The following is a 12,160-nucleotide window of genomic DNA, read 5'->3' on the forward strand; positions in this document are numbered from 1 at the left end:
TTTTTAAAAGGATTTTGATTCGGCAGGCGCCAGATCAGTTATTCTTGGAGATACGCAGCAAATCAGACTGCACCAGCGCTCAACATTTTCTTCAGGTGCTTTCAGCTCGACGGCTGTTATCACTGATGTGCGCATTCCTCAAGGAGTCATCATGACAAATTCAATCAAAATTACACGCCGGAATCTGCTAGGTGCGACCGCCGGTTTGATTGCCGCGGCTGGACTTAAACCATCAGCTGCCTCTGCACAGCAGGCTGCTGCCACTGCAGCGGCCCCTGCCGCTTCCAAGGCAAAACCACTACCCAGCTATGTCAGCTGGAAACATGCTGACAGCATGATTGTTCATACTCCGACGACCATTGAAACAAAGCGTTCCGCTATCGGTTCAAGCATCATCACACCGACCGATCGCCTGTTTATCCGTAATAACCTGCCAGCACCTTCGGAGGCGGATATCGGGGATGTGAATGCTTGGAAAATCAATTTCGAAGGCGTTGGAAAGCCGCAGACTCTTTCTGTGACTGATCTCAAACAGATCGGACTCGAAACAATGGCGACTGTGCTGCAATGTTCAGGTAATGGTCGCGGCTTGTTTCCTGGTAAACCAAGCGGTACTAGATGGCAGACGGGTGCAGCGGGTTGTGTGATGTGGACGGGGGTCCCAGTTCGCGACGTCATTCAAGCTTTAGGCGGAGTATCCGCAGGAATGGTCTATATGACGGGCACCGGAGGCGAGAAGCTTCCCGAGGGCATTGATCCTAGTGCGGTCATTGTCGAGCGTTCTGTGCCTGTTGCAGCGATGCAAGACGCGATGCTGGCCTGGGAAATGAACGGCGAACCAATGCCGTTGGCGCATGGTGGTCCTCTGCGTTTGATTGTTCCTGGCTACAGTGGTGTAAACAATATTAAATACATCAAGCGTTTGGCTTTTACCAAAGAGCAGACACAGGCGGCTATCCAAAAGACTGGATACCGGATGTCACCTGTCGGTCAAAAGGGCGATCCAAGTCAACCCGCTGTTTGGACGATGGATGCTAAGTCTTGGGTGACATCGCCTTCGCCTGACAGTGGTCCCGTCAAAGCGGGTGTTGTCCAAATTACCGGTGTTGCGATGGGTGGACTCGAGGATGTCGCCAAGGTAGATGTCTCGCTTGATGGTGGTAAGACATGGCAGGCCGCTCGGCTAGTTGGTCCAGATTTGGGTAAGTACGCATGGCGTCAATTTGTTCTCGCCACAAACTTGAAGCCCGGACAGTACGATGTTTCTTGCCGTGTCACGACCAAGTCTGGCGTTGAGCAGGTTGCTCAATCCACAGAGAACGCCGCAGGGTATTTGAATAGTGGCTGGATCGCACACACTGTAAAAATTGATGTGGCCTAAACTCAGATTGACAACATTTTTACGAGAGTCATTTGATTTCAATGTTAAAAAAAACCTTCATTCATTTCGCTGAGGTGACCAGAGCGGTTGCTTGTGTATCCGCGCTTGTGTTTGTTTCGGGGTTGGCTTCTGTTGCCTCGGCAAATGATGAAGTCGGCAAGCAGTTGTTCTTAAAAGGTGCAACTCCTGCTTGTGCGATATGTCACACTCTTGATGCAGCCGGGGCTGCGGGCGCGGTCGGTCCCTCACTGACGGAGCTGCAGCCCGATGCAGCTCGTGTCCTGAACGCTCTCAAGAACGGTATTGGTCAAATGCCTGCCTATACCAGCTTGACTCCGGAGCAGATGCAAATTCTCTCTGAATACGTCGCAAAAGCAAGTCGCGAGTAAAACCGAATCAGTCGCGATCGACTCATGTTTCCGGTTTTTCCGCTCATCGCCACACTCGCAACGCAAAGTCTGGCGACGATGGCGGCTTACTCGTTTCCAGTTGTTGCTCCGGTCATTGCCAAGGATCTAGAGGTCCCTGGCACGCTTGTGGGTTTCTTTATCTCGACCGTCTATGGTGTCGGCATTATTTCTGCACTGTTGTCGCCGCGCTTTATCCGGCGTTTTGGTGCGGTCAGAGTGAGCCAACTGGTCTTAATGGCTACGCTCGCCATGCTGCTGTCTTGCGCGGTCGGAAGTGTTCTCTCAGTCGTACTGGGTGCCGCACTCCTTGGATTAGCCTATGGTGCGACGGCGCCGGCGAGTACGCACCTGCTGGTGCCGCGTACACCCCCACGCATCATGAACTTGGTGCTCTCCATTCGACAGATCGGCGTGCCGCTTGGGGGCGTATTGGCAGGTTTGGTGATGGCGCCACTGACTTTGAGTCTGGGTTGGCAAGCTGCCTTGCTGTGGCAGACTTTACCTGTGCTTGCCGTGATATTGCTGCTGGAATGTACGCGTCTCGCCTGGGATGCTGATCGGGATCCGAGTCGTCAAATATTCAGTCAAGGACTCTTCGCACCGGTGCAAATGTTGTTCGACCGTCCTGAGCTTCGTCGTCTAGCTTTTGTGAGCTTTGTTTATAGCGGCTTACAGCTTTGTTTTATCGCTTTTATCACGGTGCATTTAACGAGTAAGACGAGATTTGATTTGGTTCAGGCGGGTTGGGCCTTGGCGGTCTATCAGTTGGCTGCGGTCATCAGTCGGCCGATTTGGGGTTGGTTGGCGGATAAATGGCTCTCCGCACATTCATTATTGGCCTGGCAGGGTTTCATTATGGGTGCAGCCGCTTTGCTAACTGGTCAGTTCGGAATGAATTGGGCACCTTGGGTGGTGCTGTCATTGAGCGCGGTTGCGGGCGCCTCGGCGAGTGGGTTCACGGGGCTCGCCTATGCGGAGTGGGCACGTCTTGGGGGGACGCAGAGAACGGAGGCGACAGGTTTAGGCTCCGGCCTGATGTTTGCGGGTGTGTTGTTATTACCCTCGCTGTTCTCGGTAATCGTGACTGCATTCGATGATTATGCTTTGCCGTATGGATTTGTTGGCGGCTTGGCGGCCCTGTCTGGATTCTTGCTCTTACACCAAAAAAATAGCTGATTCAAATGATCGGTTTATTGTTCGTGGTGACAGTTTGTTTCATCTCAGTTCTTGTTGCCGAACTCTGGGTTTGAGACAATATTTTGCCTGTATTTTTGGACGAGCAAAATGGAAACCAGAGTCAGTGATTTAGAAACTTTTGCGGTGGATGCGCGCGATCGACTGGCTCGAATTGAAACGCGTCTGGATACCTTTGCGACCAAGGCAGATTTGCACCGTGAGCTTCACAGCATGACTTGGCGTTTACTGGGTGGTGCCTCTGCCTTAGTTGGAATTGTCTATTGGATCGCTCGAGTTGTTCATTGATTTAGCAATCTTTATTATGAAAAAACCGAACATAAGATCATAAAAAGTTCGATTGATACGAAGTTATTTCCCCTTCATGATCCACTCCAATACGTTTGCCGTTCACGGCTGTCTACTGGAGTGCTCAAATGAAAGTCATACTTTGGGGCAGTGTTGCCCTGTTGGCCCTGTTGTGGACAAGTGGGGCCGCCTTGCTGGCCAAGGCAGTCAAGTGGTCTGCGCAGCAGATGTCCGGGGGGACGATCACGAGTCTCGATGGGATGGCAACTAATCTCGTCATCCCGGTCTGGTTGACTCCATGGTTCGATCCGGCTATGTGGACAGGTGTTATTCAGATGATGCAGGATATCCTTGAGAACTTTTCTAGTGTGTTGCCCTCGATGGGGATGGTGCTTGGATGGCTTGTTCCCGCCATCTGGATTACCTGGGTGCTCGGTATCTTGGTGTTGGTGGGCGCCGTAATAGTGGGTACGCTGATGTTGCAGCGTTATCACAAGTCTTAAAAACCATCAGTCCTGGCCAGTGACTTCACCAGTGCAAGCGGTATGATGAAAAAAATATAACAATCAAAACGACCGCAAAATAATGGAGATGTCATGCAAGTAAAAGATGGTTACCTTGAAATTCCCTCACTGAAAGGGAAAGTTTCCGAGGCTGAGTGGCAAGCGCGTGTGGATCTGGCCGCATGTTATCGACTGGTGGCGATGTATGGTTTGTCGGACATGATCGCCAATCATATTTCTGCGCGTATTCCGGGCGAAGAGGGTGTGTATCTCATTAATCCCTATGGCATGATGTATGAGGAAATCACTGCCTCGAGTTTGTTCAAGGTGGACTTCTCCGGCAAGGTTGTGGGTGGACCGGACTTTGGTAGTTTGGGTTATGGCGTGAATCGTGCGGGTGCTGTCATCCATAGCGCCATCCATGAAGCGCGTCACGATGTGGGTTGCGTGTTGCATACACACAGCTGGGCCTCGATGGCCGTATCGTCCCTGGAGTGCGGCATACTGCCGCTGACGCAAACCGCAATGCGGTTTCTGAAAGTCGCCTACCATGATTACGAAGGCGTGGTTCTGCTGGATACCGAGAAAGCATCGTTGGTGAAAGATCTTGGCACAAACAACGTGTTGATTTTGCGTAATCATGGCGCACTGACTGCGGGTGCGACTATTGGCGAGGCGTTTAACTGGATGCACCGCCTGGAGCTTTCCTGCTATGCGCAGCTTGCTTCCATGGCATGCAATTCCCCCTTAGTCAAAGTTTCTGAAAGGGTGCTGGAGGAAACGTGGAACAACTACCAAGCCAATACGCGTCGTCGCTTTGGTGATCTGGAGTGGCCTGCCTTGCTACGCAAACTCGATCGTAGTGACCCGACTTATAAAAATTAATGAAGTATTGCTATCTACACTGGCTTAAAACAAACCTTTCAAACCCGTGTAGATAGCAACAATCGTCGTGACAATCGCACCTATTGTGGCAGTGAACTCGCTAATTTTTTTAGCGATCATTTGTAAAGATGCGGACGGTACACGCTCATCATTTTTATCTGCAAGCCAGCTACCCGAGGTCTGTCGATTGACGCTCGTGGAAACCATGATGCTATTTGATTTTAAAAATGAGAGTCTACCTAGCAACATCCCGGTTATATAACTGAACGAAATGCTCGCTGCAAACTCGATCAAGTCTCGCCATACATAGATCGTCTGGGGCCAAATCGGTGAGTCGTCTACGTAGCTGGTCACGGCACTCATGCACGCAACGGCGACCCATCCCAGTGTTACCACACATACCAGCCATACAAGCGTGTTGCGAGATTGTCTGTGGCATAAAAAATATCCAAAACATATCGGCAAAATAAGTGTTACTAGACGCAGATATAAAATTTTGGTGTCGTAGATAATCGTGATGCAGACATGTGCCAATACTAATAAAAGCAGAGGCAACATAAAAAACTTTGCAAAATCAAAAAAGAAATTGCGATATTTCTCGTGAGAGGTCGTTGCGATTCTACAGGTTTCTGTCTCGATCGCTGGCGAGGCGGACTCGCCCTGACCGTGCTGATGAGTGTGTAATGCTTGAAGCTGTTCTTCGAGTTCGTGAATGCGCGACATCAGTTGCTTGGGTAAAGCAATATCGCGTTTGCATTGGTGACATACAAGCGCCTGATGATTGAGTTCGACGACGCAGTATGGACATTTCATTATGGATTCACCTGAATGGTGATCTGTGAGTTCGTCTCGCGACCTTCGACGTCTTTGATCGTGAGACGGATGGTGTGGGAGCCTGGTGGCACAATCGCTTTTTTAAGCTCAATGCCGTTAGGGGTGACCGCTGTTTGTATACGAGGTGTGAGATCGACGATTGGTGACTTGAGGTAGGTCACCTTTAGAGAAGATGGATCGATTTTTACTCCTTCGCGTGATTCAAGTAGTACCTTGAGCTCAAACGGGGAGCTGACTACGATCCCATTTTTAGGATTTATCCACTTGACTATGGGTCCTCGGATAATGCTACGAGAAGCTGGTTTCGAGGTATACGGAGGAAGTGCAGCCTCTTGCTCACTGATCAGAGTCTGCGCTTGAATCGGTATAAAGATGCTAATCAATATAGTGCATAACAACAAATATATTTGATGAGCTTTCATCTCTAGGCCTGATTATGAGTCTCGTAATGTATGTGTTTTTAACAAGTGTAATATATCCAAAAGAGAAGTAGCTTGAAATATCAGCGAGTCGCTAATTAGTCTTGATGTTGTCTCTCTTTACACGGAATTCACATGAGCTCTCGCAGAACCTTTCTTAAAGGTCTGGCCTCTTTAGCGCCTGCAGCTTCGTTTTCAGATTTATTTGCTGCGCAAAATTCCACGGCACATCAGGCGCTCGTGATTGGAAACAGTCAATATAGTGACATGCCTCTTGGCAATCCGGTCAATGATGCCTCTGCAGTATCCAAACTCCTTCAAACGGCTGGCTTTGTCACAGATACTCAGCTCAATACGACACGTTCGAACTTGATCGCTTCGATAGACCGTTTTACTCAGGTGATTAAACAGTCGCAAACACAAGTTGTCGTTTTTTATTACGCAGGGCACGGTGCGCAACTTGATTGGCGTAACTACCTTGTGCCGGTCGATGCTGTGGTGACAAAGCGTGCAGACATGCAGTCACGTTGTGTGGACTTGAACAACCTGCTGAGTCAGCTGAGCAAGATTAAAGATAAAACTTTTATCATCATTCTTGATGCCTGTCGGGATGATCCTTTTGGCAATCGTTATAAATTAGAAAGTAAGGGATTGTCGCAGTTTGATGCTCCGGTCGGTAGCCTGTTGGCCTATTCGACTTCTCCAGGAAAAGTCGCCTCTGATGGCAGTGGAGCGAATGGTCTCTACACCGAGAATCTCGTTCGAGAACTTTCTTTGCCGAACGTCAGAGTCGAGGATGCGCTTAAAAGAGTACGTTTGAATGTTCGATTGGCTTCAAACGGAGATCAAATCCCTTGGGAGACTACTTCGCTGGAGTCAGATGTCTATCTCTTTGCTTCTGCTAATAAAAAGCAAAGCGCGTCTGATCTTGAACGTTTAATTCAGGAAGAAATTGCGGATTGGTCAAAGGTCAAAGATTCAAAAGTTCAGGATCAGTGGGTCGCCTATTTGCGTAAATATCCCAATGGGCGATTTTCTGAGGTGGCTCACCAGAGATTAAAAAAACTCATGGTCGAGCAATCCTCTAAACCGACATTTTCCGCTGTTTCTTCAAGCGGCGTAGCTTCAGCCAAAAATAAAAAAGAGCTCGCGGGAAACATGAAACCTTTCGCGCCTCCAGAGACGGGTGGGGCGGTCAGGTTAGGCCCCGGGCTCACTGTGCCCAAGCTATGGAAGCCCTCTCAGAGTCCATATTCTGTCGGACGTTACGAGCTTGGCAGGATTTTCACCGTGGGTGATCAGGCAAAAAATCGGATCTCTGATATGTTGTCGGGAATTGAGACCGAGGTCCGTGTCGCGACCATCACGCGAGTTGATACGGATGCCGATCTTGTTGAAATTAACAATGGCAGGATTATTCTGGATTTAATGGGCAATCCTATGTCTGTTCGGGGTCGTAAGTTTGATACGCCTCTAGTGATGATCCCTGCTGAGTTTCAGCTTGGAAAGAAATGGACAGCGACGAATATCAGTACTGTGAATGGTCAGCGTTCATTTGTGACTTACGATGTACGAATCGCCGCAGTTGAAAAAATACGTGTGCCTGCAGGAGAGTTTGATGCGTTCAGGGTCGATGCTCACGGTTGGAATGTGACGAATGATGTTGAACTCACAGAAACGAATTGGCAAGTTCCTGGCTTGAATTTTTCGGTGAAGCGCGAGACCATGAGGCGTAAGCGAAATGGTCAAATTGTGTTTTCAGAACGTCTGGAACTGATGGAGCTTTATCAGCAAAAAACAGTGTTGGATTTAAGTATTTAGCACCGTTAGGAGACCGAGGTTTCGATCGCTGTTATTGAATGCGATTCTTTTCGAAGGATTGGCTCAGAAAATCCACAAAAATACGGACTCTTCGCGCAAGGTGATGCCTCTGCGGGTAGACAGCATAAATATCTGCGGGTGGTGCTCGGTAGTTTTTCAACAACAATACTAGTCGACCGCTTTTAAGATATTTCGCCAAATCCCATTCCGCACGCAAAAGAATGCCATGACCATCGAGCGCCCATTGCACAGCGATATCTCCGTCGTTGGTTGTTAACGGTCCGTTGATTTTGACTGTTTCCTGTCCTTGAGCTGAAGATAAGCGCCACAATCCATACGCCTCATCACCGTGTTTGATGGCGATGCAGCGATGTTGAGTGAGATCCCTGGGTGTTTTGGGTGTGCCATTCTTTAAAAGATAGCTGGGCGCCGCGCATAATAATCTGCGATTCGCAGCAATTTTTTTGGCAATCACACGTGCATCAGGTGGCTCTCCAAAGCGAATGCAAACATCGTAAGAAGGATCCGAGGGAGGCGGGGGATTGACGGTCAGTTGCAATTCGACTTGAACGTTCGGATGGGTCTCGTGAAACTTGGAGATAATCGGTGCAATGTGACTGCGTCCAAAGCCCAGCGTCGCATTGACACGCAGGAGTCCTTGGGGCTCTGTCATCGATGTGGAAAGACGATGTTCTACATCGTCGATTTCCGCCAAAATTCTGCGCGCATGATTGAGGTATTCCTCGCCCTCGGCAGTCAAACTCATTCTTCGGGTTGTTCTCGTAAGCAACGGAACCCCAAGTCTTTGCTCAAGCAGATTGAGTTTTCGCGTCACGGCCGGCGGTGTGATCCCCAGCTCTCTGGCAGCCAGACTCAGGCTGCCAAGTCTGGCCAGCAAGCTAAAAAACGCCATTTCAGCGGAGGAGTTTGGGATCTCTTTCATTCTTAACTTAATTTGAAGAGTATGTTCAGTTTAAATCTATTTTTAACTTATTGAAATAAGCAAAACTCGAACATACAAATACAAATTAGGGAGATGACATGATTAGGTTGATTCGCACGCTTTTGGCAAGCACGATTCTTTTGACAAATTTTGTCTGGGCTCAGAGTGACTACCCGTCCAAGGCCGTCACGATTGTGGTTCCGTATGCCCCGGGTGGTACGACCGATATCGTGGCGAGGATTTTGGCTCGCGCTCTGCATGGCGCATCGGGTAAGTCATTTGTGGTTGAAAACAAGGGTGGGGCGAGCGGTACCATCGCGATGGGATACGTGGCGAACGCTGCACCGGATGGATATACCTTGCTTTCTAACGAAATGACGCAAACGGTTGTGCCGGCGTTGTTTCCAAAGTTGACCTACAGTCCCGTTCGCGATCTCACGTCGATTGGTATTTTTGCCGAAGCGCCTTATGTGCTGGCCATCAGTTCAAAAGTTCCAGTGAACAATTTGCAAGAGTTTGTGGCATATGCCAAAGCCAATCCAGGCAAGATTAATTTCGCCTCTGGCGGTTCAGGGAGCGGCCCCCACATGGCGGGTGAGTTGTTGAAATCTGTCGCTGGAATAGAGATGACGCACATCCCTTACAAAGGTTCGGGCCCCGCACTGCAAGATTTGCTCAGTGGTCAAGTAGAGGTTTTGATTACTGCAGCGCCCACTGTTGCCCAGCATTTGGGATCAGGTCGAATCAAGGCACTTGCCGTCGCGAGTAACAAGCGAGTGTCGAGCCTTCCGACTGTTCCCACATCTACCGAGGCGGGTCTCTCTGCTTTTGTTGTCGCTAACTGGTTTGGCTTGGCAGCACCAAAAGATACGCCCGTCGCGATTATTCAACAACTGAATAAAATGCTAGTTCAAGAACTTGCCAAGCAGGATTTCAAAGATAAACTGATCGCCGCAGGTGCCGAGCCCGTCAATATTTCACCCGCTGAGGCAAATACATTTATTACAGCTGAGGCTAAACGCTGGCAAGAGTTGATCAAAAAATCTTCGATCAAAGTAGAGAATTAATTACAAACTATATTTAAGAGAGACATGATGAAAATTGTAAAAGTTGTGCCGTGGCATGTGGGTCAGTTCATGTTTGTACGCATTGAAACAGACGAGGGGATTACTGGATTCGGTGAGGCCGGGACCTGGGGACACATCGAAGCGGCTGGAGCTTGTATCAAGAGATTTGCGGAGTACTTGGAAGGCAAGGATCCCTATCCGATTGAGCATCACTGGAACGTGATGCACCGTTTTAGCTATTTTCAAGGTCTTGCAGAAAATGCCGCGATCTCTGCGATCGATATGGCACTCTGGGATATCAAGGGAAAGGCGCTGAATGTTCCTATCTATGAGTTGCTGGGTGGCGCAGCACGAACAAAGGCGCGTATCTACGGTCATATCTACGAAAGCACGATCGAGAAAATGCTAGTCGAATGCGAAGCCAAAATGAATGCAGGCTTCACTGCGTTTGGGCATTTGAATCCGTTCCTGGACGAGGGGCATGACAAGGTCTACTTTAAAACGCATATCAAGAAAATGCGTGATGCGATCGAAAACACGGAGCGTATGCGTGAGGTGGTGGGAGATCGGGTGGATTTGCTGCTGGAAATCCATCGACGGTTAACACCTGCCGAGGCGATTGTGTTTGCGCGCGGGGTCGAGCATACACATCCGATGTTCATTGAGGATCCGATTCGTCCTGAAAGTAATGATGCCATGGCGCGCGTGGCGGAGAAAATTCATATTCCGATTGCAACGGGTGAGCGCTTCTCCACTATTTACGAGTTTCAAATGTTGATGGCACGTGGCGGTGTTGAATATGCCCGTGTTGATTTGTGCTTGTGCGGTGGTATCACAGGCGCTAAAAAGGTGGCAGCTATTGCTGAAGCGCATCAAGTCCAAGTGGTTCCGCACAACCCGTTGTCACCGATCGGCTTGGCCGCATGTTTACAGCTGGCTGCGGCGATCCCGAATTTTGCGATTCAAGAATACGCGACTGGTTTTGAGTCGGGCACCTTTGAGTCCCTGCCGATTCACCTCGGCAGCAATGTCGTCGACAAGGTACCACTGCCCAAAGATGGTTTCGTGGATATTCCGAATGGACCTGGTTTGGGCATGAATATCTTGCCAGATGCGCACAAGATCAGACCTCCACTTGTGAAGCCCATTTCCATGCGGCCACACTATGATGGTTTCGTCGTGGATCAGTGATAGGCGCGTAAACGCTGAATCAAGGAGATTCGGGTTGTTTTTGATTCTTGATGATGAAAAAAACGTCCCGAATGATCGGTGGTGAGGCAATGAGCAGTAGAAAAATGGCGATAGGGACGGTCGTGAAATATCCGACCGTCTTGAATGCCAGGGCGCCCAGAATGCCGCCCATCAAAAACGCTGAAAAAATAGACAGGTAAATGTTGAGCTTTCGCCTGTTGGCCCGCACATCCTCTGCGGGTGGAAGGTGTTTGCTTTTATTCCAGTAGAAGAGGCGACCGAGCTCGATGCCGATATCGGTGACAACGCCCGTCATGTGGGTTGTGCGTATTTCCGCGCGAGAGACTTTGGTCATGATCGCATTTTGCAGCCCCATGATGAAGCAGAGAAGCAACATAGTGGTCGGGACAAAAACCTCGACTAGTATGTTCAGGTTGGCACCTAACAGACCAAATATGAGTAATAAAGCGGCCTCGAGCGCCAGAGATAATGCATATTCGCTATGCAGTCTGCGTCGTCGTGCCCAGTTGATAAAAATGGCGGTGGTCGCGGCACCTGCAATGAAGCAAAACAGCGCGGCAACACCTGCCAGTACAACGGTGAGATCACTCACGACCAGGTCATCTGCGATTCCGGAGATGATCCCTGTCATGTGAGAGGTGTATCGCTGAATCGCCAGAAATCCACCCGCATTCACAGCGCCTGCGATCAGCGCCATGATGCAACCCAGAATCCAGTTGGACCGAGGTTCACGGTCCTTACCAGTGAGCTTAAGGAAAAACGCGAGAGACATTCGACTCCATGGGTTGACGCACTAGATCATGTTGATCCCGATTGCCGTGAGTATGGCGAGCATGATTCCATAGCATAACGCGCCTGCGACTAGGGAGAGTGCGGCGATCTTGAGGGCTTGTATCTCGTTTTGTGGATTCAGTCTGAGCAAGACCGGACGACCTCCAATTGAGACGAATGCGAGGCTGTACAAGACGCACGCAATATTCAGGATGTCCGTATCTTTCAGTGCGAAGCCCAGCATGAAGACTGCGGTGCCGACGATAAAGCTAGGTAACCCCACGATATAGCCGAGCGTACGAAACAGTGTCACACCCGCGAGGTCCCAAGTCGTGGGGACTTCCTCGGGGTGAATGTTTTCGTCCTTGTCGCAGGGGTGCTTCACACCAGCCCTTATTAAGTTAAAACAAATAAGTTATTTTATTTTATATC

At 49.5% G+C, this 12,160-nt stretch carries 14 protein-coding genes; 9 read left to right on the forward strand and 5 right to left on the reverse strand.

Features of this window, described 5'->3' with window-relative positions; all coding sequences use genetic code 11:
* Nucleotides 1–151: 151 nt before the first annotated feature.
* The 6 genes from sorT to QWY30_RS00820 all read left to right on the forward strand — a co-directional run bounded on the left by sorT (nt 152) and on the right by QWY30_RS00820 (nt 4,661).
* Entirely contained in the window at nt 152–1,381 is a 1,230-nt protein-coding gene (gene sorT / locus QWY30_RS00795; protein ID WP_290237342.1) for a SorT family sulfite dehydrogenase catalytic subunit, read from the forward strand.
* A 41-nt stretch (nt 1,382–1,422) separates the two neighbouring features.
* The gene (sorU, locus tag QWY30_RS00800) at nt 1,423–1,770 is read left to right on the forward strand and encodes a SorU family sulfite dehydrogenase c-type cytochrome subunit (protein WP_290237344.1); all 348 of its coding nucleotides are present in this window, start codon (nt 1,423–1,425) and stop codon (nt 1,768–1,770) included.
* A 24-nt stretch (nt 1,771–1,794) separates the two neighbouring features.
* Entirely contained in the window at nt 1,795–2,967 is a 1,173-nt protein-coding gene (locus tag QWY30_RS00805) for an MFS transporter (RefSeq protein ID WP_290237346.1), read from the forward strand.
* 108 nt (nt 2,968–3,075) lie between these two features.
* Nucleotides 3,076–3,273 (forward strand): hypothetical protein, encoded by a 198-nt coding sequence (locus QWY30_RS00810; RefSeq protein WP_290237347.1) that lies wholly within the window; start codon nt 3,076–3,078, stop codon nt 3,271–3,273.
* Between the two features lie 128 nt (nt 3,274–3,401).
* Nucleotides 3,402–3,776, forward strand: coding sequence for a hypothetical protein (locus tag QWY30_RS00815; protein ID WP_290237350.1), 375 nt, complete (start codon nt 3,402–3,404; stop codon nt 3,774–3,776).
* A gap of 93 nt (nt 3,777–3,869) precedes the next feature.
* Nucleotides 3,870–4,661 carry a class II aldolase/adducin family protein gene (locus QWY30_RS00820; RefSeq protein ID WP_290237352.1) on the forward strand — a complete coding sequence of 264 codons (792 nt, stop codon included), beginning with the start codon at nt 3,870–3,872 and terminating at the stop codon, nt 4,659–4,661.
* Between the two features lie 24 nt (nt 4,662–4,685).
* Here the strand turns inward: QWY30_RS00820 and QWY30_RS00825 are convergent, their stop codons facing one another.
* Together QWY30_RS00825 and QWY30_RS00830 are read right to left on the reverse strand one after the other, a co-directional pair.
* Nucleotides 4,686–5,474 carry a hypothetical protein gene (locus tag QWY30_RS00825; protein ID WP_290237354.1) on the reverse strand — a complete coding sequence of 263 codons (789 nt, stop codon included), beginning with the start codon at nt 5,472–5,474 and terminating at the stop codon, nt 4,686–4,688.
* A complete protein-coding gene (locus tag QWY30_RS00830; RefSeq protein ID WP_290237356.1) occupies nt 5,474–5,656 on the reverse strand; it encodes a hypothetical protein in 183 nt (60 codons plus the stop codon). Before QWY30_RS00830 ends, QWY30_RS00825 begins: the two co-directional genes overlap by 1 nt.
* 393 nt (nt 5,657–6,049) lie before the next feature.
* Here QWY30_RS00830 and QWY30_RS00835 point away from each other — a divergent pair, with 393 nt between their 5' ends.
* Nucleotides 6,050–7,735, forward strand: a complete 1,686-nt coding sequence (locus QWY30_RS00835; protein ID WP_290237359.1) for a caspase family protein — start codon at nt 6,050–6,052, stop codon at nt 7,733–7,735.
* 31 nt (nt 7,736–7,766) lie between these two features.
* Here the strand turns inward: QWY30_RS00835 and QWY30_RS00840 are convergent, their stop codons facing one another.
* Complete coding sequence (locus QWY30_RS00840) at nt 7,767–8,678, reverse strand: LysR family transcriptional regulator (RefSeq protein ID WP_290237361.1); 912 nt, start codon at nt 8,676–8,678, stop codon at nt 7,767–7,769.
* A 98-nt stretch (nt 8,679–8,776) separates the two neighbouring features.
* On the opposite strand from QWY30_RS00840, the gene QWY30_RS00845 reads away from it, so the two are divergent.
* A complete protein-coding gene (locus QWY30_RS00845) occupies nt 8,777–9,745 on the forward strand; it encodes a Bug family tripartite tricarboxylate transporter substrate binding protein (protein ID WP_290237362.1) in 969 nt (322 codons plus the stop codon).
* Nucleotides 9,746–9,769: 24 nt separating this feature from the next.
* Nucleotides 9,770–10,936: a mandelate racemase/muconate lactonizing enzyme family protein gene (locus QWY30_RS00850; protein ID WP_290237364.1), complete on the forward strand. Its 1,167-nt coding sequence runs from the start codon at nt 9,770–9,772 to the stop codon at nt 10,934–10,936.
* A gap of 19 nt (nt 10,937–10,955) precedes the next feature.
* Here the strand turns inward: QWY30_RS00850 and QWY30_RS00855 are convergent, their stop codons facing one another.
* Both QWY30_RS00855 and QWY30_RS00860 read right to left on the reverse strand, forming a co-directional pair.
* The gene (locus QWY30_RS00855; protein WP_290237365.1) at nt 10,956–11,729 is read right to left on the reverse strand and encodes a YoaK family protein; all 774 of its coding nucleotides are present in this window, start codon (nt 11,727–11,729) and stop codon (nt 10,956–10,958) included.
* A gap of 21 nt (nt 11,730–11,750) precedes the next feature.
* Nucleotides 11,751–12,113 (reverse strand): hypothetical protein, encoded by a 363-nt coding sequence (locus tag QWY30_RS00860; protein WP_290237368.1) that lies wholly within the window; start codon nt 12,111–12,113, stop codon nt 11,751–11,753.
* Nucleotides 12,114–12,160: the final 47 nt, after the last annotated feature.

It is taken from the genome of Zwartia panacis, from assembly GCF_030410395.1.
Lineage (GTDB): Bacteria > Pseudomonadota > Gammaproteobacteria > Burkholderiales > Burkholderiaceae_B > Zwartia > Zwartia panacis.

What these genes read in the sequence shown, in the direction of transcription:
- sorT (WP_290237342.1), top strand. Translation starts at nt 152, where the DNA reads ATGACAAATTCAATCAAAATTACACGCCGGAATCTGCTAGGTGCGACC.
- sorU (WP_290237344.1), top strand. Translation starts at nt 1,423, where the DNA reads ATGTTAAAAAAAACCTTCATTCATTTCGCTGAGGTGACCAGAGCGGTT.
- QWY30_RS00805 (WP_290237346.1), top strand. Translation starts at nt 1,795, where the DNA reads ATGTTTCCGGTTTTTCCGCTCATCGCCACACTCGCAACGCAAAGTCTG.
- QWY30_RS00810 (WP_290237347.1), top strand. Translation starts at nt 3,076, where the DNA reads ATGGAAACCAGAGTCAGTGATTTAGAAACTTTTGCGGTGGATGCGCGC.
- QWY30_RS00815 (WP_290237350.1), top strand. Translation starts at nt 3,402, where the DNA reads ATGAAAGTCATACTTTGGGGCAGTGTTGCCCTGTTGGCCCTGTTGTGG.
- QWY30_RS00820 (WP_290237352.1), top strand. Translation starts at nt 3,870, where the DNA reads ATGCAAGTAAAAGATGGTTACCTTGAAATTCCCTCACTGAAAGGGAAA.
- QWY30_RS00825 (WP_290237354.1), bottom strand. Translation starts at nt 5,474, where the DNA reads ATGAAATGTCCATACTGCGTCGTCGAACTCAATCATCAGGCGCTTGTA.
- QWY30_RS00835 (WP_290237359.1), top strand. Translation starts at nt 6,050, where the DNA reads ATGAGCTCTCGCAGAACCTTTCTTAAAGGTCTGGCCTCTTTAGCGCCT.
- QWY30_RS00840 (WP_290237361.1), bottom strand. Translation starts at nt 8,678, where the DNA reads ATGAAAGAGATCCCAAACTCCTCCGCTGAAATGGCGTTTTTTAGCTTG.
- QWY30_RS00845 (WP_290237362.1), top strand. Translation starts at nt 8,777, where the DNA reads ATGATTAGGTTGATTCGCACGCTTTTGGCAAGCACGATTCTTTTGACA.
- QWY30_RS00850 (WP_290237364.1), top strand. Translation starts at nt 9,770, where the DNA reads ATGATGAAAATTGTAAAAGTTGTGCCGTGGCATGTGGGTCAGTTCATG.
- QWY30_RS00855 (WP_290237365.1), bottom strand. Translation starts at nt 11,729, where the DNA reads ATGTCTCTCGCGTTTTTCCTTAAGCTCACTGGTAAGGACCGTGAACCT.